At 34.8% G+C, this 24,014-nt stretch carries 14 protein-coding genes; 9 read left to right on the top strand and 5 right to left on the bottom strand.

Features of this window, described 5'->3' with window-relative positions; translation table 11 throughout:
* Positions 1 to 14: 14 nt before the first annotated feature.
* From M9897_06230 to M9897_06250, 5 genes are all read right to left on the bottom strand, one after another.
* Entirely contained in the window at positions 15 to 1,304 is a 1,290-nt protein-coding gene (locus M9897_06230) for an AMP-binding protein (protein ID MCO5268473.1), read from the bottom strand.
* 15 nt (positions 1,305 to 1,319) lie between these two features.
* On the bottom strand, positions 1,320 to 3,773 hold the full coding sequence (locus tag M9897_06235) for a thiamine pyrophosphate-dependent enzyme (protein MCO5268474.1): 2,454 nt from the start codon (positions 3,771 to 3,773) through the stop codon (positions 1,320 to 1,322).
* Between the two features lie 123 nt (positions 3,774 to 3,896).
* Positions 3,897 to 5,576 (bottom strand): M23 family metallopeptidase, encoded by a 1,680-nt coding sequence (locus tag M9897_06240; GenBank protein ID MCO5268475.1) that lies wholly within the window; start codon positions 5,574 to 5,576, stop codon positions 3,897 to 3,899.
* A 14-nt stretch (positions 5,577 to 5,590) separates the two neighbouring features.
* The gene (gene dnaE / locus M9897_06245; GenBank protein ID MCO5268476.1) at positions 5,591 to 9,955 is read right to left on the bottom strand and encodes a DNA polymerase III subunit alpha; all 4,365 of its coding nucleotides are present in this window, start codon (positions 9,953 to 9,955) and stop codon (positions 5,591 to 5,593) included.
* A 108-nt stretch (positions 9,956 to 10,063) separates the two neighbouring features.
* Positions 10,064 to 11,317 carry an MFS transporter gene (locus tag M9897_06250; protein ID MCO5268477.1) on the bottom strand — a complete coding sequence of 418 codons (1,254 nt, stop codon included), beginning with the start codon at positions 11,315 to 11,317 and terminating at the stop codon, positions 10,064 to 10,066.
* A gap of 55 nt (positions 11,318 to 11,372) precedes the next feature.
* Here M9897_06250 and M9897_06255 point away from each other — a divergent pair, with 55 nt between their 5' ends.
* The 9 genes from M9897_06255 to M9897_06295 all read left to right on the top strand — a co-directional run bounded on the left by M9897_06255 (position 11,373) and on the right by M9897_06295 (position 24,012).
* On the top strand, positions 11,373 to 11,885 hold the full coding sequence (locus tag M9897_06255) for a CHAT domain-containing protein (GenBank protein MCO5268478.1): 513 nt from the start codon (positions 11,373 to 11,375) through the stop codon (positions 11,883 to 11,885).
* Between the two features lie 184 nt (positions 11,886 to 12,069).
* Positions 12,070 to 12,921: a site-specific integrase gene (locus M9897_06260; protein MCO5268479.1), complete on the top strand. Its 852-nt coding sequence runs from the start codon at positions 12,070 to 12,072 to the stop codon at positions 12,919 to 12,921.
* Positions 12,918 to 14,078 carry an IS91 family transposase gene (locus M9897_06265; GenBank protein MCO5268480.1) on the top strand — a complete coding sequence of 387 codons (1,161 nt, stop codon included), beginning with the start codon at positions 12,918 to 12,920 and terminating at the stop codon, positions 14,076 to 14,078. Before M9897_06260 ends, M9897_06265 begins: the two co-directional genes overlap by 4 nt.
* 117 nt (positions 14,079 to 14,195) lie before the next feature.
* Entirely contained in the window at positions 14,196 to 14,435 is a 240-nt protein-coding gene (locus tag M9897_06270; GenBank protein MCO5268481.1) for a hypothetical protein, read from the top strand.
* 51 nt (positions 14,436 to 14,486) lie between these two features.
* Positions 14,487 to 17,330 carry a tetratricopeptide repeat protein gene (locus M9897_06275; protein ID MCO5268482.1) on the top strand — a complete coding sequence of 948 codons (2,844 nt, stop codon included), beginning with the start codon at positions 14,487 to 14,489 and terminating at the stop codon, positions 17,328 to 17,330.
* Between the two features lie 27 nt (positions 17,331 to 17,357).
* Positions 17,358 to 17,609 carry a hypothetical protein gene (locus M9897_06280; protein MCO5268483.1) on the top strand — a complete coding sequence of 84 codons (252 nt, stop codon included), beginning with the start codon at positions 17,358 to 17,360 and terminating at the stop codon, positions 17,607 to 17,609.
* Between the two features lie 199 nt (positions 17,610 to 17,808).
* Entirely contained in the window at positions 17,809 to 18,999 is a 1,191-nt protein-coding gene (locus M9897_06285; GenBank protein MCO5268484.1) for a CHAT domain-containing protein, read from the top strand.
* A 46-nt stretch (positions 19,000 to 19,045) separates the two neighbouring features.
* Positions 19,046 to 23,248, top strand: coding sequence for a caspase family protein (locus tag M9897_06290; GenBank protein ID MCO5268485.1), 4,203 nt, complete (start codon positions 19,046 to 19,048; stop codon positions 23,246 to 23,248).
* Positions 23,249 to 23,430: 182 nt separating this feature from the next.
* A complete protein-coding gene (locus tag M9897_06295) occupies positions 23,431 to 24,012 on the top strand; it encodes a tRNA-(ms[2]io[6]A)-hydroxylase (protein ID MCO5268486.1) in 582 nt (193 codons plus the stop codon).
* Positions 24,013 to 24,014 lie beyond the last annotated feature (2 nt).

Genomic DNA, 24,014 nt, shown 5'->3' on the forward strand with positions numbered 1-24,014 from the left:
GGGGATGGCGCCTGCTATTTTCGATGGTCAATTACCCATTTAGGTTTCCTGCTGTTTGTGGAAATAACTAGGTTATTAAGAGTTTCAGGAGTAATAAACTCGATATTTGGTATAACACGAATTTTTGCTTGAAATTGCTCTTTTAAGCGTTTTAAGAAGTTTTCAGTAGTATTGGAACTAACTATTTTAACGCTTACCTCGTCATTTCCTATTTCATTCGTTTGCAAAATAATCATGTGCCCTGTGATTTCATCAAAATGATTAATAACATCATCTATCGCTGGAGGGAAGAGAGTGGTTCCTTTATATTTAATCATTTGTTGCGCCCTTCCAAGAACAGGGCCTACACGATAAGTATTCCTTCCACAGGAACAAGAGTCACTATGTATTTGCACTAAATCTCCTGTTTTAAAACGAACCAAAGGTAAACCTTCTACTCCCAATGTCGTAATGGTTAGCTCTCCAATTTCTCCTTTCTTTACGGGCTGGTTATTTTCATCCAATACTTCAGTGATAATTAACTCTGGATGATGATGCCCTCCATGTTGAAATTCACATTCGGTAAAAGCAGTACTCATCTCAGTGGAGGCATAAGTAGAGTAGAGTTTGATATCCCATTTCTCATTGATACGCTTTGCTAATGTTGATGGAGTTAAATCTTGATTTCTCAATGGTTCCCCAATGCAAATAGCACCTTTCACACTCGTACTATTAAGGTTGATACCGTTTATTTCGGCATAACTGATCATTTTGAGTAAAAATGAAGGAACTACAATTAGGTAAGTAGGTTTATTGGTAATAATAGACTCCCACTGTAAGGCTGGAATTCCAGAACCTGTACGAATGACAGACGCCCCAAGCTTTCGTAAACCTAAAAAATAGGCAAGACCTGCCATAAAGCGGCGATCCATAGTTGTCATGAGTTGTACGACATCATTTTTGGTAATTCCTGCACAAGCAAAAGAAATAGCTTCGTTGTATGCTAACCGCTCCAAATCATGCTCGGTCACACCAAAATTAACAGGCTTACCCGTAGTTCCTGAAGTACTTGCCAAATCGATTAACTCTACTTGATTTACGCAAAAAAAATCATTGTTAAATTGTTGTAAATCAGATTTAGTAGTTACTGGTATCCGAACCAAATCTTCAAGGCATTGAATATGCTCAATATGTATTCCTTTTTCTGCAAAAAGCCTTTTGTAGAAGGGGGAATGCTGACTAATATATTGTAATTGTTCCCGAAGTTTTTCTTCCTGAAAAGCCTTGATTTGTTCTTTGCTTTTAAACTCTATTTCGGGTGTCATTGTATATTATTCAAATTAATCCATCAAAGAAGGATATTGCGTTGGATTTACTTCATGCATCATGTTATATGCTGCCGTATAGATATCGTCAAAATTTGGTTTAGAGAAATAATCTCCATCAGATCCATACGCAGGACGGTGATCTTTTGAACTCACTGTTACAGGTTCACTATCCAAGAAGTAATATCCCTTTTGCTTAACCAATACTTTATCTAAAATGTATGCAGTTGCACCGCTTTCCACATCTTCGTCAACTATCATTAAACGATTTGTTTTCTCTAATGATTTTACAATATCATGATTTAAGTCAAATGGCATTAATGTCTGAATATCTATTAATTCTACACTAATACCAGACTTTTCTAATTCTTTCACAGCCTCATTAGCGATGTTAAAAGTTGAACCGTAACTAACCATAGTTAAATCAGTTCCTTCTTTTACTACATCTACCTTTCCAAGTGGAATTCGGTATTCGCCAAGATTAGAAGGAATTCTTTCTTTTACACGATATCCATTTAATGGTTCAATCACTAAAGCTGGCTCATCTGCTTGCATAAGAGTGTTGTACATACCTGCTGCTTGCGTCATGTTACGCGGAACGCAAATATGAACTCCTTTAGAACTATTGATAATCATTCCCATTGGACTTCCTGAGTGCCAAACACCTTCCAGTCTGTGACCTCTTGTACGAATAATTAATGGTGCTTTCTGACCACCTTTTGTTCTCCATTGTATAGTTGCCAAGTCGTCAGAAATTACTTGAATAGCATACAATAAATAGTCTAAATATTGAATCTCGGCAATTGGTCGTAAACCACGTAGTGCCATTCCGATTCCTTGACCGATAATTGTATTTTCTCGAATCCCTGTATCAGAAACACGTAATTCTCCAAACTTTTCTTGCATACCTTCCATGGATTGGTTTACACCACCAATTTTTCCAGTATCCTCACCAAAAGTGATAGTTTCCGGGAATTTTTTAAAAATTTGTTCAAAATTATCGCGTAGAATGATTCGTCCATCATCAATTCTTTCTTCGCCTTCGTATTTCGGAGCTATTGGTTCAATGTTTCCAATAGCATATTTAGACTCCGAATAGAGGTGGGAACTGTAAGAATCATATAATTCTTCCATTCTTACTTTGTACCAATTAAGTAATTGTTTTCTGGCTGCTCCATTTTCCCCTCTAACCAGGCGTAAAACTTTATTTATGGTATTGAATATGGATTTTCTATCTGGATCCATAGCTTTCTCCAGATTTTCAATCTCTTTAGTGATAAATGTTTCATTAGCACTTTCATTAGCCACTGATTTTAACAATGGCAAAACAGAATTCTTATCTTTATCGATTCCTTCTCTATATTCTTTCCAAGCTTCTTTTTGTTCAGCCCTTACACTGCTTTTTGTTTCTTTTTCAAGCTCTTCAATTTCTTCAGCAGTAGCAATTGTTTCTCCATTTTTTCCTTTAAAATTTAAAATGAATTCTTTGAATTTAGCTACGGAATCAAAATCTTTTTCCCATTGTAAACGATCAGCTGATTTATAACGCTCGTGTGAACCAGATGTAGAGTGACCTTGTGGTTGATTCACTTCTTGCACGTGGACTAATACAGGAATGTGTTCTTCTCTTGCTATCTTAACAGCTTTCTCATAAGTAGTGCAAAGACTAGGGTAGTCCCATCCTTTAACTGTAAATATTTCAATGCCCGCTTCATCCTTTGTGCGTTGAAAACCAGATAATGCTTTAGAAATACTTTCTTTTGTAGTTTGAAATTTTCGAGGAACAGAAATTCCATATCCGTCGTCCCAAACAGACATAACCATGGGAACTTGTAATACAGTGGCGGCATTCATAGCTTCCCAGAATTGACCTTCAGAAGTAGAAGCATCACCAATGGTACCAAAAGCAACCTCATTTCCTTTGTTTGAGAATGATTTAAATTTTTCAATATCGTGTAATTCTGTATTGTTTCGATAAATTTTAGAGGCTAAAGCTAAACCTAGAAGTCGAGACATTTGTCCACCTGTTGGAGAAATATCGGAAGAACTATTTTTTTGTTCCATCAAGTTTATCCACTCTCCATTTTCATCCAAATTACGCGTAGAAAAGTGTCCTCCCATTTGACGACCGGCAGACGCTGGCTCTTTTTTTACATCCGTTTCAGCATAAAGTCCTGCAAAATATTCTTTTACCGTTAGTTTATCAATAGCCATTAATAAGGTTTGATCACGGTAATATCCAGATCTGAAATCTCCATTTTTAAATTGTTTTGCTAAGGCAATTTGCGCTACTTCCTTTCCATCTCCAAAGATTCCAAATTTTGCTTTTCCGGTAAGTACTTCTTTCCTTCCTAATAGTGATGCTTCGCGTGAAGCGTATGCGAGTCTATAATCAGCTAATACTTCTTTCTTGAATGCATCAAAATCTATCTTAGTTCCTGCTTCCATTACGTCTGTACTTTTTGCCATAATCTATTTTTTTGGTAGACAAATATAATCATTTTATTTCAAAAGCTAGTGTAGAAAAGGTCTAATGGTAATAAATCATCTTTAGCGTAATACTTTCTTTTTTAAAGAGAGTATATTGTTTCTTTAGAATGTTAAAGTGTACTTTGCTTCTCCTGTATTTCCACAATGGTCTCTTGCACGGATTATCACGAATTTGGTGCCATTCAAACTTTTAGGAGGAATAAAGAAATAGCTAGCTTGTTTGGGTTCATATTCCAATAAATACCACGTTTCATCGATGAAAATATCATAGTCAACAATTCCTGAGCCTTCATCATTTATATTCCAGGTTAATTTTCGGTGTCCAACGGTAGAATTGTTGCTGAAATTACGTCCAAAAATCTTTGGAGGAAGCGTATCTATTTGCACTGAGAAAGTACCGAAACTTTTTACACGGGAAGTAATCCAACCGTCTTTTACTGTTCCTTTTTCTGAAGATGAATTGCGTTGAATAAAGAACTTATTTGGTTTGACCTCATTATTGGTAATAGGGAGCATTATTTTAAAAGTAGATTGTAGTGGAATAGCGGGATTTCCAAAGCTTATATTGTTTTCATTAGCTTGTAGTAATAAAGGAGTCGGTTCATACAATATTCCGGAAGGAAACATGATGTAGTAATTTTTGTCGTAGCTTAAGAATGAACTGTCTGGGGTGAGGGTTTGTTTTCCGGGATATAGGATTTGTTTTTGAGTGATTTCTCCCTCTTCTACTTTTAGGCTAAAGAAGAGATTACTTTCATTGCCGTGTACATCTTTTACGATATATCGTATGTCGTACGTTTTTCCTGGAATGGCTTTGATAATGCCGTTGTTTATATTTTTTCTATATATAGGTAGTGGATTATGAATGGTTTTAAAAGCTTTATGGTAATATTTGTGACCATTTTTAAATTCTTCATAATCAACATGAGTATTGACTTGACGGAAGGAATAAAAACTAATTTCAGTCATGTTTTGCGTAAAAACAGTATCTCCATTTACCAATAAGAAAGCTTCAAAAATCCCACAAATATTAGGAGCGCCATTTAATCGATCATAAACATCAAAAGCAAATCCGATTCCGCCTTCTTCCGAGCAATAAGAGGAATTGATAGTTGCGGTGTTAGTGCCAATACGGTAATTTCCTAAACTCCCTGTAACGGTGTATTTTTTTGCTTTTCCTGGAACACGGTAGCCTTCTTTAGTTAGGCCATAAATTTTTAAGCTGCGTATGGTTGGAGTAATTGTATCTTTGATATCAAATCCATACAATAGTGGGTTGACAGCATTTTCTGTTTTGGTGTCCCTTAACTCAAAGTGTAGGTGAGGAGCAGAACTACCCCCAGTATTTCCTGAAATAGCAATGAGATCACCCTTCTTAACTTTTAGTGAATCTTTAGTAGGTTGATAATCAATCTCAAAGTTTTGCTGTTTCTTCTGTTGAGAATAGGCTAATTTTTGAACTTCTCCAGAAAAACCCTTGCAGTGTGCATATACAGAAGTTAAACCATTGTAATGCGTCACATAAACCGCATGACCATAGCCGTACGGGGATACACGTATTCTGGAAATATAACCGTCTTCTACTGAATAGATATTGAGTCCTTCCACTCCCTTTGTTTTGATATCTATTCCTGTATGAAAGTGGTTAGGACGAATTTCACCACAGTTACCAGCTAATAAGAGAGGAATATCTAGGGGAGAACCAAAATTATAGTGTTGTTGTGCGCGAGTTTGGGTAATAATACTAAAAAGGATACTGAATAAAATGAGTTTGTTAAGCATGATTTATTTGAGGGTTATATCAATTTACATTCAATGTTTAATTTTTGTAGTTCTTTGATGAGTTGGTGATGAATGTCTAATTTGTAGCTGCGTGATGATAGTTCAATTTCAAACTGATTCTCCGTGTCATATACTTTAAAGCGAACATTGTAATCACCTTTGTATTCATTGAAAAGGTGTTCTGTGGAGCGAATTAAATCCTGATTTATTTGTGACAAACTTAGGTTAATTTCTAAACCATTTGCTTTTTGTTGCTTTAGATCAGAAAGGAAACCAATTTTAGTAGTTTTAAATTCATATTCATCTTTTTTAAATCGTTTCAACTGTATTCTACCTACGACATATATGAAGGTGTTGTCAATCATAAAGTCACGGAATTTACCATAATCTTCTTTAAATAAAAAAAGTTTGTATGAATCGTTGTAATCATCTATTGTGATGCTACCAAAAGGGTCACCAAATTGGGTTGTGCGGTGTTCAGTATATGTTATAACGCCTGCGACAGTGAATTCTCTATTTTTATTTCTATCAACATCCTTTAACTGGCTAAGAGTTCCATTACAAAAGGAATCAATTTCCAATTTGTAGTCGTCCAATGGGTGCCCCGAAATATAAATACCTACAACCTCTTTCTCACGATTGAGTTTCTGAATAGAAGACCATTCTCTTGCTTGCGGAATAGTAGGGGCGGGAGTTTCAACACCAGAATCTCCACCAAATAAACTCACTTGATTTGAATTCGTTCTCTCTTGCTGGTCATTCCCAAATTTAATTGCATTGGAAAGAAATGAATTTCTGTTATCCTCTACAAAATATTGTGCTCTGTGCATATGTGAAAAAGAGTCAAGCGCACCTGCTAAAATAAGTCCTTCAAAGGCTTTTTTGTTACATTTCCTAAGATCAACTCTTTTTGTCATATCAAAAATATCTGTGAAAGGACCGTTTTTAATTCTTTCTTCTACGATAGTTTCTACGGGGCTCGCACCTACGCCTTTAATTCCACCTAACCCAAAACGAATGGCGCCTTGTTTGTTTACTGTAAACTTGTAGTTAGATTCGTTTACATCAGGACCCAACACTTCAACGCCCATTCTACGACATTCTTCCATAAAGAAAGTCACCTGTTTGATATCGTTCATGTTGTTACTCAACACAGAAGCCATGTATTGGGCAGGATAGTGGGCTTTCAAATAAGCAGTTTGATAGGCTACCCAAGCATAACAAGTGGAATGAGATTTATTGAATGCATAAGATGCAAAAGCTTCCCAGTCATGCCAAATTTTTTCTAATACTTTAGGGTCATGTCCTTTTTCAGCTCCTTGTTTTAAGAACTGAGGTTTTAGTTTTGCCAGTAAGTCAAATTTCTTCTTACCCATAGCTTTACGTAGGGTATCAGCTTCACCTTTGGTAAATCCTGCTAATTTTTGGGACAGCAACATAACTTGCTCCTGATAAACAGTGATTCCATAAGTTTCTTCCAAATATTCCTTAGAATCTTCAATATCGTATGTAATCTCCTGCTCTCCATTTTTTCGCTTAATAAAATCAGGAATATATTCGATAGGCCCAGGTCTATATAAAGCATTCATGGCAATCAAATCTGCAAAGACTGTAGGCTTTAATTCACGCAAATATTTTTGCATTCCGGGAGATTCGTATTGGAATATTCCAACAGTTTCACCACGTTGGAATAATTGGTATGTCAATTCATCGTCAACAGGAAAATCGTCAGGAACTAATTCTTCTCCTGTAGTTTCTTTTACTAGCTGTACTGCATCTTTGATGAGGGTAAGTGTTTTTAATCCCAAAAAGTCCATCTTTAGCAACCCTGCTTCTTCAACAACTTTGTTGTCGTACTGGGTACAATACATATCACTATCTTTTGCTAAAGCTACTGGAACAATTTCAGTGATATCAGTAGGAGTTATAATCACTCCACAAGCATGAATCCCCGTATTTCTTAGAGAGCCTTCAATTTCTTTTGCCTTATTGATAACTTCGGATTGTAGGGAATTCTCTTTTGCTATAGCGATTAGTCGTTGAGCCTTGTTAATCTCATCTTGGTTGGCTTTGAGTTTCTCTCTCAGTTCATCGTCATTAGCCTTGAGTAATTTGTTTAGTGAGATATCTGGCATTAATTTAGCCAATATATCCGCCTCGAATAAGGGTAAATCTAATACACGGGCAGTATCTCGAATGGATGACTTAGCTGCCATAGTACCATAGGTAATAATTTGCGCTACTTGATTTGCACCATATTTTTGAATAACCCAATCGATAACACGCCCACGTCCTTCATCGTCAAAGTCAATATCAATATCTGGTAAGGAAACCCTATCAGGATTCAAGAAACGTTCGAATAGTAAATCGTACTTAATAGGATCCACATTCGTAATTCCTATACAATAAGCAACGGCAGAACCAGCGGCGGAACCACGTCCTGGACCAACCATTACACCCATTTCTCGTGCAGCCTGACAAAAATCCTGTACAATCAAGAAATAGCCAGGATATCCTGTTTTTTCAATGATGCTTAATTCGTAATCTAAACGTTCTTTAATTTCATCTGTTAGTTCAGGATAACGTTTTTTTGCGCCCTCATAGGTGAGAAAACGAAGATAACTATTTTCACCACGTTTACCACCATCGTGTTGGTCTTCCGAATTCTGAAATTCTTCGGGAATATCAAATGCGGGAAGTAGGATATCACTTGCTAAGGTATATCCCTCACATTTATTTGCTATCTCAATAGTATTTTCAATAGCTTCTGGAAGATCGGCAAATAACTCCTTCATCTCTTTAGGAGATTTGAAGTAGTAATTGCTATTTGGAAATCCATATCTAAATCCACGACCTTTTCCTATAGGTGTATTTTTTAATTCTCCATCCTTAATACACAACATGATGTCGTGAACTGTAGCGTCTTTCTTTTCTGTGTAGAAAGTATTGTTGGAAGCGACAAGTTTAACCTTATGTTTTTTAGCTAGGCTAATGAGTGTCGTATTAACACTGTCTTCATCATCCTGTTTATGTCGCATGATTTCTAGGTAAAAATCATCTTGGAATTGGTCTTTCCACCAAATCAAAGCTTCTTCGGCTTGTTTCTCACCGATATTTAAAATCTTAGAAGGGATTTCACCATACAAGTTACCAGAAAGTACAATGATATCTTCTTTATATTTCTCAATGATTTTTTTATCGATACGAGGAACATAATATTTTCCTTCTGTAAAAGCGATAGATGCCATTTTTGCAAGATTGTGGTATCCTTTTTTATTCTTGGCTAACAGCACAATTTGATATCCATTGTCCTTTATCTCTTTGTTTGTATGATCCTCACATACATAAAATTCACAACCAATAATGGGGGTAATTTCAGTTTTATGAAAAGGAATTCCTTCAGCCAATGCAGCTTCTCGTTCTTCTCTTATTTTTTTATTGTGGGAAGAAATATGTTTTTCAAATACAAAAGCCCCCATCATATTTCCCATATCCGTTAGCGCCAAGGCAGGCATTTGATAGTCAATTGCTTTTTGGATAAGTTCGTCAATATCACTTGTTGCCTGAAGAACAGAGAATTGTGTGTGAACATGTAAATGCACAAACGGAATATCCTCCATTTGTTCTAGTCCTTCTTGTATGTCCTGTTTAGATAAGACTATCTCTTCTTGTTGCTTTTCCTTGAGTTGTTTACTTCTTTCTTTTAAATTGATATGTTCTAAACCAATTGGAGCAATGATATCCGGATTTGCAATAAGAAATTCTTGGAAGAACTGTTCATTATTTTGTAATTCTTGTGCAGTAAAAACACGTCTCCTGATTAACTCAAAGAAGGCACGGGTAGTTGCTTCTACATCGGCTGTGGCATTGTGCGCTTCTCCAAAAGGGGTGTGAAATAAAAATTGGTGAAGTTCAGTTAGGGTAGGTAACTTAAAACGACCTCCTTTCCCTCCTGTTAGTTGACATAGCTGGGCGGTATTCTCGGAGCATGTGTTTAATACAGGCATATCATGCATGCGTGTTGTCATGTTTCCACGGATAAATTCCGCGCCCATAATGTTTATATCAAAATCTACATTGTGTCCTACGATAAAATCAGCTTGCTCAAGTGCTTGATTAAATTCATGTAGCATAAAAGAAAGTTCAACTCCTTCTTTCTCTGCTAATAAGGTAGATATACCGTGAATTCTTTCTGCATCAAAAGGTATATTAAACCCATTGGGACGAACGAGGTAATTTTTAGCCTCAATAAGTTGCCCATTTTTGTCGTGTACCTGCCACGCAATCTGCACACATCTCGGCCAATTGTCGAGATCCGTGTACGGTGCCCTAAAATTTCTAGGTAACCCCGTTGTTTCGGTGTCAAATATGATAAACATGTCTGCAGATTTTGCTTCAAATATACGAAATGATGAAAGGGAATTTTTTAGGTATTAGAAATAGTTTTTAACAATTCTTTTGTATAATAGTTAAGTTTCTGAAACTCACTAATCTTCAACTATTGGAAACTTTTTGGGTGTCCATAATAGAATAAGTATTGTTAATACAAGAATAATAGAAGTTCCGACATATACCCAATGCGTAGCTTCGAAGAATGCTTCTCGTAAGAAATTTAATAAAGCGGGATTATTTCCAGAACCTTTCATTGCATCTACAATCTCATTTACTTGAGGTAGTTGATTTTGTAAAGACGCAGGAGCTTGTGCTAATTTATGTTCAATTTGGTTGTTAAAAACAACAGCTAAGATAGCAGAGCCAAGACTCTGACCAAAATAACGACCAAACATATTGGTGCCAGTAACCACACCACGTTGCTCATACCCAACTGTTGATTGAACACCTACTAGGAGAGGGGTTGCAATCAAACCAAATCCTGCCCCCATTAGCATTTGCACACTGACTAGACCAACAATATTTCCAGGAAATTGTATAAAAAGAAAACCAATGGACCCAATTAAAACTAAAACAGTACCAATTAAAGCAGTATTTCTAAATCCTATTCGAAGATAAAAAAATCCGGATAAGCCTGAAGATAAAGGCCAAGTAAAACTCATGCTAGTCAGAATAAAACCAGCTGAAATGGCCCCAACACCTAACACGTATTGAGCAAAAACAGGAATATACATATTAGGGCCTATCATTACCATTCCCATTCCTATGATCCCTAAGTTGGCTCCAATTAAAACACGTCGTTGCCATATCCACCCAGGCATGATAGGTTCTTTTGCTTTACGTTCAATCTTAAGTACTAGTATGAATAGAAGTAATAATATAGTACTTAAGATGAGTGTTGTATATGATAACCAAGGCCATGATTGCCCGCTTTGAAGTAAAATATACATTAAAAGTGTTCCTGTTATCAGCATAAATATCGCACCTAACCAATCAATACTAGGTTTTTTACTTGGTTTGGGTTCGTGAAGGTATTTGACTATAAGAATAATAGAAATAATCCCAAATGGGATATTAATAAAAAATATCCATCTCCAGGTCATATATTCAGCAAAGAACCCACCAATGGCAGGACCAATAACCGCAGAAATTCCCCAAACACTTGATAGCCAACCTTGGATTTTAGCCCTTTCTTGAATGGTGTAAATGTCTCCAGCAATAGTGTTTACTGTAGCTAGTATAGCACCTGCACCGATTGCTTGTAAACCTCTAAATACGATTAGGGAAAGCATATTCCAAGCAGCGCCACATAAGGCTGAACCTATTAAAAAAGCAATAATTCCAAAAATAATAATAGGCTTTCTACCAACTAAATCAGGAAGTTTACCAAATGCAAAGAGAGAGGTGGAAAATATTTCTAAGAAAGTATCCGCGGAGAAATTAATTTTAATTGGTCAACAAGCAAAAACAAGTATGTTCAAATCGGAGTGTAAAAATAAAAACATTATCCACTTAGCTACTCATGGATATTTGGATAAAGAATCGATAAAAAACAGTTGGATTTTATTTGCCGATAAAAAGTTGAAACTGCCAGAATTGTATGAACTAAAATTGGAAAAAACAAATCTCGTTATTTTAAGTGCCTGTGAGACAGGATTAGGAAAAGATGGTATTGAGACTACGTCATTAGCTCGTGCATTTTCTGATGCAGGAGTTCGAAATATAATTGCTTCTCTATGGCCAGTTGAAGATGAATCAACTCGACTTATAATGGAAGAATTTTATGATAATGTTTTAGTAGGAGAAAGTTATAGAGTTGCTTTAAGAAACGCAAAATTAAAGCTAATAGCAGAGGGTGGTAAATTTTCTGCTCCCGAATATTGGGCACCATTTATTCTTCAAGGAAAAACGGATTAATTCATATCTAAAGTTTCGGAGATAAAATTAGTCAAAATTTTATTGTTATGATGAATATATATTGAATAAAAATATTGTACGTACAACAAACTTGGTAAAAAATGAAGTTGAACTAAACCGACCAAGTCGGTAATTCCCAAAACATTCCATAACTTTTAGATTTCATTTAAAAAATCAAAAAGTTATGGAGAATAAATTTTCCCCAGCCATAGCGCTGTTAAAACGAGAAATGGAGATTCGCAATTACAGCGATTGCTCTGTGAGAAGCTACTGTGAGACGATGCAGGTCTTCGAGTCGTATGCAAACAAGACCTTGGATAAACTGACCATCGAGGATTTGAAACAATACTTGCATCATTTAGTAAAGTCAAAAAAAGTTTCGCCATCTTATATCAATCAAAAGATTAGTGCGTTTAAAATCTACACCGAAGACGTATTAAAAAAAGAATGGGAACCCATTGCAATAAAACGTCCTAGATTGCCGCGAGAACTACCCGAAATTCTTTCCTTGGAAGAAGTTAAATTGATGATTGAGCGTACTCAAAACATCAAACATCGGGTGATGATTATGACCATGTACACGGCAGGATTGCGCAAAATGGAATTATTGCAGTTAAAACCGAAGGACATTGACTCAGAAAACGGTTTTATTATCGTGCGTCAAGGTAAAGGAAAGAAAGACCGAAGAACGATTCTTTCAAAGCAAACCCTAGAGGAATTACGCTATTATTACAAGTGTTTTAGACCAAAAGTTTACTTGTTTGAACCAAATGGGCATCCAGGGAAGAAGATGAGTGTCCGAACTTTTGATAAAGTAATTCATGATGCTGCACAAAGAGCGGGCATCAAAAGAAGAGTAACCCCTCATTTGCTACGACATAGTTTTGCTACCCATCTCTTGGACAAAGGAATTAACCTAAAGATTATTCAATCTTTTATGGGGCATAGTTCTATCCGAACTACTTCGATTTACCTGCATCTTTCAAATGCTAGCTTAAAAAACATTGTCTCACCTTTTGATGATCTTCGCTTATGAAAACAAAGCAAAATAAACGACAAAAAGTAGAGTTGTCCGATATTTTTAGTGAAGTACTCAACAAAGGACTGAATCTGAATGACTTGCATCCTTTTCAAGAAAAAGCATTTCAGGCTATTTTAGCTTGTCGAACAGTAAAACTAGGAGGACATGTTGCAGAGTGCAATCACTGTCATCATTACAGAAACGCCTACAACTCATGTAGAGACAGACATTGCCCGAAGTGTCAAATGACACGAAAAATACAGTGGGTGGATAAACTGAAAAGCAATTTACCAGAAGTGAAGCATTTTCATTTGGTTTTTACCATTCCAGAATCACTCAACAAGTTGTTTTACATCAATCAGCGCATTGCTTATGATAGTTTGTTTAAGGCTGCCAGTCAAGCACTTATGCAATGCGGAGAAAACAACGAGTATCTTGGTGCTAAAATGGGAGGCGTAGCAGTGCTACACACCTGGGGACAAACTATGTCCTACCACCCACACATTCACATGATTGTTCCCTCGGGAGGTTTAACAGAAGACGGCTTTGAATGGGTGCCATCCCATAAAAAGTTCTTTCTGCCAGTGAAAGTTTTAAGTGCTATTTTTCGAGGACTATTGATGAAAACGTTAGAAAAAGAGTATGCTATCGGCAAATTAAAGCTGCCGGATGATATTCAAAATTTTAAGCAAATTAAAGATACTTGTTATCAGAAAAAGTGGGTTGTTTACAGTGAAAAACCTTTTACTACTCCTGATAACATCATCAAATATCTTGGCAATTACACACATCGAGTTGCGATTTCCAATCAACGAATTATCAGTCATAAAAATGGGAAAGTCACTTTTTATTACAAAAACTACAAGAAAGCAGGACTTAAAAGTGTAATGACATTGGATGAATCAGAATTTGTCCGACGATTTTTACAGCACATTCTGCCTTCAGGTCTTTGCAAGGTAAGGTACATTGGTTTTTTAGCTTTGCGACATCTAAAAGAAAACGTAGAGTTATGTGCCACCATAAACAAAAGTGAACGTTTCTTTCCGAAGTATGAAGGCTTAAATGCCTATGAGGTATATCGAGAAATCAAACAGCAAGATCCTTTGCTATGCCCGAAGTGTAAGAAGGGGCACATGGTCATTCGAAAGCCGATAGAAAGGGCGCCTTCGTGACAGTATATTTAGTGAAACGCTCTTTGACTCAAGATAGTTTTTTTTTTAAAACGGGACAAAACCGTAACGGGATAGGTATGTCTTATCGGTAACATATTGTAAAAATAAACGATATGAATGAATGGGGTTTATTCTTTTCAGAGCCCAAAAAAGCAATTAAAAACGCTTTTTCATCATCGAAATATTATTCGAGAGAATACCATGCCCATAGCTCCTAAAACCATCTCAAGCTCAATTATTACTCAGGCTTCGTTCAACTTCATTGTATCATCAATTTTCTTTATTTTAGCTTTATTGGCTTCATTTTCAAAAAAATGGGGATGGGTATTTTTTGTTCCTGATTTTATGTATATTTGAAAGAAAAATAACGATACAATCGTATAGAGTTATCAATTCTAAACTCATTGAATGAAATTTAGATTATCTGTTATCATATTAATTTTATGTATTTTAAATACTGGATTTACCCAAGAGAATGATAATATTCGTGGGCTAAAACCAATAGCAAATAATGTTATTGGTGAACCTGGTAATACTTATGCTGTGATTGTAGGAATTTCTACTTATCCGAATCTTTCAACCCTTAATTTTGCAGATAAAGATGCATTATTATTTGCGGATTTCTTACAATCCAATTCTGGTGGGAATGTGCCTGCTCAAAATATAAAATTACTTCTCAATGAAGAAGCAACTTCAGGGCGGTTTTGGGGTGATGTTATGGATTGGGTGAATGAATTAGATCTAAAAAAAGGGGATAGAATTTATTTTTATTTTGCGGGTCATGGTGATGGAATTAGTGCTAGCCAATATTTTTTCTTGATGTATGATTGTAATGCAAAAAATAAGAGCCTTTATAGAGCTTCAGGAACGATTAACATTTATAATCTTAAAGAAGATATTTCAGATTTAATTAATACCAAAGGAGCAGATGTCATATTAATTATGGATGCTTGTCGTACGGGTGACCTAGCAGGAGGAAGAGAAGGGCTAAATGTTTTTACAGAAAGTCTTGTTGAAACACGGAAAGGAGAAAAGTTAATGTTGTCTGCTAGTTCAAACCAAGTTTCTTATGAGGGTGGTAACTTTTGGGATGGACATGGATTATTTACTTACTATTTAATTAAAGGTTTGAGTGGTAATGCCGATCAGGATGGGGACCAAATAATCGACTTTTATGAATTAGAAGAATATGTGAAGAGAGAGGTGCGAAATTATTCTAAACAGAATTTCCCAACTATTCAAATCCCTACCTTTGATTGCTCAAAAAATTGTGATGTAACATTAAGTTATCACGATAAGTTCTATCAAGAGAAGCTTGATTTAATTGGTGTTCTTGGCGGAGGAGAAGTGGCTGATACAAGGGGGGGGGATAATCGACGTTTCTCAGATACCACTCAATATTATAGGTATCAAAACCTCCTTTTTGCAATTAAACAAGATCATTTCAAAGGCTCAAATAGTGCTCATTCAATTCTTGAAGAGATGATTCAAAATTGTCCAGTTTGTGAAACGACTCTTGCAGGAAAAGTCGAATTGGCTGTTGCTTATTTGAATTATGGTCAGGCTAAAATTAATCTTTATGTGAGTGGTATAAATTCAGAACCGGCGTTGAATTCTTTTAAAAAGAAAATGTCTGAGAATAATCAAGGAAGGGGAGATACGTATTTCTCGGAGAATATTTCACGATTGGAAAAGTTGCAGCAAGTCGAGTTTCAAGAAGCGGCACAATGGATGCATGATGCGATTAAATTGTTAGGGACTGATTCGGCATTATATGAAATCTATAAAGGTAAGATGTTATTTCTCGATCTTTATAGTCAAAGGTTGGAGATTAATCCTAACGAAAAAGAGATGTGGATTAATAAAATTGATTATGCACTAAAGATTGATTCATCTGCCTATATGTTAAATTTAGCAGGATTGGTGTATAGTCGTTTAGATGAGAAGGAAAAAGCAATACAGTTCTATAAATCAGCCATTGAACAAGCGAATGATTGGGTAGTTCCAATCAATAATTTAGGAGTTCAATATTTTAATTCTCAAGACTATAAAAATGCAGAAACGCAATTCTTAAAATGTATAGAAATAAATTCATCTTATGAACTTGCTTTGCAGAATTTAACCCAATTATACATCGAATTAAAAGAAGTTGAAGCGGCTGAATCACTCCTTCTAAAAAGATTCGAGAATAATAAGGCTAGTACAACGATTTATAGTGAGATAGCTGACTTTTATCGTTCGCAAAAAGAGTATAAAAATGCCGAAACTTGGTATTTGAAAGGTATTGAAATAAATCCTTCATCAGTGAATCTATACAACAATTTAGGGTCGATTTACACCATTCAAAAAGATTATGAATCTGCTAAAACCTATTTCAACAAAGTGATTGCTATTGACTCTAACTATCTTAAACCTTATCTCAATTTAGGAATCATTGCCAAAAAAGAAAAAGATTATGTAGAAGCATTAAATCAATTCTATAAAGTAATTGAGATGGATAGCTCCGAAACGAGTGTTCTTTACCATCTCGGGATGGTTTATTTTGAGCAAAAAGATTATAAAAATGCGGAAGATTATTTTCTGAAATTTTTAGCAAAAAACCCAAGTAGTAATGCCGGAATGTTTGAATTAATACGTTTATACCACGAAGAAGAACGATATCAAGAAGAAATTGAAGTAACTGAAAAACTACTGCCAACATTGCAAGGGCAAAAACAAGCCAACTATAAGAGTAGGATTGGTTGGAATTATTATCTGTTAGGAGATTTAGATAGCGCATTATCCTATTGCTATATGTCGGTTTTAGAATCAGCGAAATATTTAGTTTATCCTTATGAGAATCTATGTGCAATTTATTTTCTAAAAAATCAAATGGATAGTGTTGAATATTACATTCAAAAGGTTGAGGCAAATTATGAAGAAGGGTCTGATATTCATTTTAGGTCATTGTTGTATAAGGCAATGAGTACGAAAGATGAAACTATAAGGACAGAACAATTGAATGAAGCAATGCAATTGATAACTCAAAAGAATGATGATGAATTTATCAAGAAGTTTAAAATTGAACTCATAAAGAGTTTACAAGCATGTCCTGAAATAGAAGACCAAACGGCGTTAATTGCATCCATTTCTAAAGAGCATATATGTTATGAGTTCATTATGGATTATAAACCATTTTTAAAATTATTAAGTTCCTCGGAAAACTCTGAATTAGAAGATTATTTAAGAAAAATTTATAACTTGTGGAACTAAACTTAAGTTGAACTAAAAATTAAAAACATGAAAACAACCAAAATTAATTACAAATCATTCTATTTTGCAATAATCCTATTGCTTATAATTTCATTAGCTTCATGTGGCGTAAATTCGGCAAATGAATCCGATAGCCAAGACGCAGTAGAGGATATTTATGACGATGGCGTTTATTCTAATTTGGATGAAGGAGATAGTGCTACTCCACCTGAAGATGATATCATTGATGAACCACAGTTTGATGATGGTGAAAATAATGGTGAATTAGGCGAAGAATAAAAACGATTTCTCAAAAAGAACACAGTAAAAGAGGAATTTTGTAATTGTAGAAAAAGTAATTATTATGTTACTTTTTCTTTAATACCAAGAATACGACAAAGAAATCATTGTGAAAGGAATTATCCTACTATTACTCGTCCTATTTTTATCGCCTGTCCTATATGGGCAGATGTTTCAAGATGTATTAAATCAATATGAGATGAAAATTGAACAACTTGAGAGGACGAGAGGGGTCTTTAAAGAAACCCCCTCAAAAGTCACTGAATATAGAATTATGTCTTTTCTAAATCGATATAATCGAAATGCAGGCATGGTATTTTACGGTTTTTTCGATGATACACTAAGCGTTTTTTTTTGTACTAAAAACGGTTTGATTCATCCACACAATACAAAGATTAACTCAATAGAATTGAGCGAGAAAATTACTGAATTTAATTCCATTTTTATTCAAGGAGGTTATCTTGCAGAAAAACGAGGACTCGAGGTGATTTCTGAAAAAAAGACTGAACATTCTTCATCTTCTTTGAGTCGGGAACTTTGTGAAATTTTATTACCTCCTTTGGATGATTTGAATAAAATCCAACATTTAATAGTCGTTCCTATCCTAGATATTGCCACTGTTCCTTTTTATGCACTCGAATTCGATGATAATGAATATTTGGTTGACAAAATGAGTTATTCCATTATCCCTTCATTAAATGGTGTGATTTTCGATAACAATCAAAATCCGTTGTATAAAAAAGAAAGACTCACAGGTGTAAAATATAACTTCGAAAGTGCTTTGTTTGTCGCTAATCCAGACTATACCAACAGTAAGGTTAAACTGATACAATTACCAGGTACAGAAAAAGAAGTCTTGGCTGTATCAACTTTACTTTCTTCTCCAGAAAATAGAATCCTACAGGGTAAAGATGCTACTTATCAAAATATTATTTCAACTTTGAATGAAAATGAATTTGAATTGCTCTACTTTGCAACTCATGGGATTTTAAATGCGGATAATGCTTTGGATGAGAGTTATTTATTAGTGGCCGAAGATAACGTCCAACAATTAACAGCTCGAACGATTCAGAGTTTGTCTTTAAAAAACACGTGGTTGGTAGTTCTTTCCGCCTGCGAAACAGGGTTAGGAACTATTCATGAAGGTGGCGTGATAGGGCTTTCACGTGCTTTTCACCTTGCCGGCGTACCTCATGTTGTTTCAAGTCTTTGGCAAATTGCAGATGATGAAACGGCAATATTAATGACCTATTTCTTTGAATTTTTAGGAGAAGGCGGCGAACTTTTCCCTCAGGAGGCTTTAAGGCAAGCCATTTTAAAGTATAGAGAAGAGAACATTGATAATCCCTATTATTGGGGGGCGTTTGTGATTTCTGGAGTGCCGTTTTAATTTGATTTAAAATTCTTATTACTTTTATGAGTCTAAACTCAATCGGATGAGAAAGATAGTTCTGCTAATTCATCTTTTAACAATACCATTTATAATCTTTAGTCAAGATAAGGATTATAATTTAAGGTATGTAGATTATCATTCAACAACGATTACGGCGACTCGATTAAGCCAAGACGGAAAGTATATTTTTACTAGTGATGAGGATGGAAAAATCATTCAAACAGATGCTCAATCTTATGAATATGTAAAAACAATAAAAAATCCATCAGGAGTTCCTATTGCAAACTTTATCCAAGTGAATGATAGGTTAATGGTCTCTGAAAAATATGAATTTAGCACTGATCCAAGTCTTGATTCAATTGGAATGATTGATATACAAACTGGAAAAACAATATTTAAAGTAGGACTAAGCGCTGATTTTATAGATTTGAATAATCCGAATTATTACGCAGTGTTTAGTTTTTCCGGTGATTATTTCAAGAAAGCATTCTCCTTTTTTAATTTAAATCATGAAATGGTTAAATCTATTCAGATTCCTCGAGGAGCAACTCATTTTGCTGTCACGGATAACCTAGAAAAACTATGCATGTATGAAGATTGGAACAAAGAATTAACAATCTATGACTTAAACACCAATGCCGTTTTAAAACAATCTAAAGTCTCAGAAAATTTATCAATCATTGCATCCTTTACAGATGAAGGTGAATTTTATGTTGTTGCCAATAATAGCAAAAATGAGAATTTAGAAATCTATAACTTTACGAATGATGAATCGCTTAGTAAAGTGTTGTTTAGTTATACCGATAAAAAAGATGTGAAGTATTCCAATAAGAAGGTGGTTATAAAAAAGAATAAAGGAAAAATTTATCTCAGTCTCTCGCAAGGCTATTCATCGTATATTTCTGTTAACCCACTTGTGATAGTCAAGAATAAAGGGAAATTTTCATCGTTTAATTTACTAGCACAAAGTATATCGTATAGCAATTCTGAAATAAACTTTGAAAGGGATGAAATCTACTTTGTAAGAGAGGGGCAACAATATGGCGATAATCGATTTAATGATAACTTTTCTTCTTTTGATATCTTTAGTTTAAAAGGTGGAAAATTTATTCGTAATAGTTCATCTTTTTCAGGTCGTAGTGAAGGAGCACTTTTCTTTCCTGATGGAAGTTGGCTGGTTTCTCCTAACGGTTCCTATAATGATTTGACGAATGCCCATGTTAAATTTTATGAATCGGGGACTTTTAACAATCGGTTTTATCCCCTAAGTTTTAGGAATTACTTAGAGTCGAAATTTCAATTAAAGCTGCTTAGTGCAAAATTAATTGATGATACAGGTATTGCAATTATTTATGCCTTACAGTACGATGATTATGAATCGAAATCTGTTTTTCTTAGGTATAATTTTATGACCGATGAAATGAGTGAGATTACATCGAATAAGGATGCTTTCCCTAAAATTAAAGTTTTAGATTATCACCAAGAAAATGATTATTTATTGGTTAGCGATCAGGAGTATTTTAATCGGGGTTATACTAAAAGTATAAAAATAGGATATTATCATAATAGTACTTTAACAGACATTCCGGGTGATTATAAATTTGCTAAGTTTTCAAATGATGGAAATTATTTGTTAAGTATTGACGCTAAAGATGTGCTTAAAATTAGAACTTTTCCGAAATTAAAAGTGCTTTTTGAGGAAGAATTAAAAGAAGGAGATTATGAAGCCTCGAAAATAGATCGTTCTCAGTTTATCATAGTTAATCGCTTTCGTGAAATAAATTTTAAAGAATGCAATTGGTATACATGGTATTTAGAAGCAAGCCCGGATTCTGTGAGTGAACTCGGTAAATTTGATTGTGTGGTAATAAATCGTGCTGCTCAAAGAGGAGAGATGGTAGGAATGATTATGAATGAACAGTTTGTTACAGTAGGGAATCAAAAACTATCGTTTACAAAGTCGAATGAACCGATTAATTTGAGTTTTAATTCCGACGGTTCTCGTTTTATGGTCTTTTTTAAAAATGGACAATCCGTTATTTATGATACAAAAACAATGCAGCCTTTGGTTACGATGTTCCACCCTGATGAATCTTCACATGTTTTTATAGACAATGAAGGACATTATTTTAGTAATTTCGATGCTAGTGAATTGCTTTATGTAAGCAAAAATGGAGAACGGATTTCATTAAAAGATATTGAACAAAATGCTTTTCAACCTTTATTAATATTGGAAAAGTTTGGAAATGTAAACCTAGACTATGCGAAAACTTTGAAGAAGGCAACTAACTATCAACAAACGGTTAAGACTGAGGAAGATGAAAACAAGGAAAAGTCTCCAGTTAAAGGGGAGAAATCCAATACGTTTAAAGAAGATGGTTCTTCTAATCTCTATGTTTTGGGAGTTGGTGTTTCGGCTTATAAAGACAAACACTATACATTAACCTTTCCTGAAAAAGATGCTTACGATATTGCACGATTGTATGGACAATTATCTAAACCTCAATTAGACGATTATAATGATCGATTTTATGGTCAAACATATACTTTAATTCAAAATAAAGAACAAAAAGCGAAAGTTCATAAATACTGGGGGAAATTTTCTAGCAGTTTTGTTGAGGTATATTCTCTCAACCCAGAAGGTACACAATGGCTTTTCGTGAATGATTCTGTTTATCTTGCAGATTTTACATCACAGAGCGTAAAATATTTGCCTCTACCTTTGGAAATAGAAGATTTTTATAATACGGGATGGGATAAAAAATTAAATATCTACCCAAGTTCAAATGCAAATTCTTTTTTTCTAAGGGCAAAAGACCGATTATATGAGTATAATCCTAGTAAAAATGATTTTATCCTTCATTCATTGCCATCCAACTTAAATCAAGATTTTCTTAAGCCGATAAGCAATAATTTGTGGGCAAGTGTGTCAATCAACTCTGAGGAAAATGCCTTAATTACAATTAGTGAATTAAATGGAAAAGAAGAAACTTCAAAAGAGATTCCATTGCAAAACTTAAGGGGAGAGATGTTGAAATACAGAACATTGAACGAAAGAGGAGAGTGGCGTGTAAATACAGATTATCCAACCTTCGGCACAGAAAATATTATGGATATCTCTATGGATGGACATTATTTGATGATGAGCACATATTTAGATGGTGAAAACAATCTGTTGATTTATAATTTACAAGATGAAGACTCCCTTCCGATTCGAATTAAAGCGGACATATCTTATGGGGATAAAATTAATTTTGATGGCAATACAACAAATGTATTTGCCTATCATTTTGATTACGAAAATAATCGAATTGTTCAAAGTTCATTTAATATCAATGGAGAATCAATTCAGCCTGATGTGTCTTATAATATGGATCAATTACATCCCCAAAATCCTCGAATTTTCCTAAAAGAATATGCTTATATTCAGGAAAAAGGGTCAGATGATATTCGAGACTTTGGGTTGTTCGATGATGAATCTTTGATAGAAAAAGCAAAACCATATTCATTTAAAGAGGTAAAAGTTCAGATTTTAATTAATGAAGAAGCGACTTTAAAGAACATTAAAAATCAATTTAAGACCTTTCTGAGTCAATCTAAACCAAATGATGAAGTGATTTTGTTTTTTGCCGGACATGGTGTGTTGGATAAAGACAATACTTATTATTTCGCTCCTTACGACATGGATTTTGGTAATTTTAAAACGAATGGTTTGGCATTTAAAGAGCTGATAACTTTAATTCAGAAGATTCCTTCAACTCATAAATTAGTCTTGATGGATGCATGTCATTCAGGGCGAACTTTAGATATTGCAACGACGACAGAAGGAGAAGCTGGAACTACTGTCAATGGTGATGCAAGAGGTTTGGTGCCAGTTAAAGCGAGCCAACCTAAGTTTAAACTCTCCTCGACTGTTTCTTCTTTGTTTGAGACCATTTCATCATACGAAGGCGTAACTTTTCTATCCGCTGCTTCGGGTGGAGACTTGGCTATAGAACATCCGGATTGGGGTGGGGGTGCCTTTACGCAATCCTATATCAAAACTGTAAAAGACTATTTGTTAAAAGATGAAAACAGTCTTTTCGGTACTTCTTTGGTACTAGATGAAGAATCATTTAAGCAACCCATTGTCTTCAGTAATGACTTTTTGAATGATTTATTTCGAAAAGTGAATGAATTGACAAAGGGAATGCAAGAGCCTGATATCCGAGAGAGGGATAAAGGAGTTGAGATTAGGGTGTGGTAGGTATCTATATTTTTTGTATTTTTAACCAAGAGATTTAATTATTTACCATGAGAATATTTTTAGCCACATTTATTTTTATTTTTGTTTCGATGTTTGTGGTAGCGCAAAAAAACAGCTTAAGACTGGGATTGCTAAATACTATTATAGAAGAAAAATGTATTTTTGTGTTAAAATATGAAAAAATGCTAGGATTAAGATTGCCAACAGACCCAAGATGGGTGAATATTGTAGAGAAAAATATTCAAGAAATTTTGACAGATCATGCTTACTGTGAACAAAAAGCAGCTTCTAATGCCATAACAGTGATTGTGAAATTTCCAGAATTCCCTGAGGTTGTTACGGCTATGAGTGAATTGGCAAAAGAAGAATTAGAGCATTTTCAGATGGTACATAATGAAATGCTTAAACGGAATTTAACATTAGGATTTGAACGGAAAGATGAATATGTCAATGATTTGTATCAATTTCAATTAAAAGGAGGTAGCAAAGAGCAACAATTTGTCGAAAAAATGCTTTTCGGAGCAATGATAGAAGCAAGAAGTTGCGAACGTTTTAAAATCTTATCCGAAGAAATTAATGATCCCGATTTACGTGTTTTCTATCGTGATTTAATGGAAAGTGAAGCGCGACATTATACCTTATTCATTAATTTTGCTAGAAAATATGCACCTTCGGTAGATGTTAACAAGCGTTGGCAAGAATATTTAGCGTTTGAGGCGGAACTCATGAAGAAATACGGTAAGAAAGAAACGATGCATGGCTAGCC

The organism is Brumimicrobium sp. (genome assembly GCA_023957385.1).
In the GTDB taxonomy this organism is placed as follows: Bacteria; Bacteroidota; Bacteroidia; order Flavobacteriales_D; family Crocinitomicaceae; genus Brumimicrobium.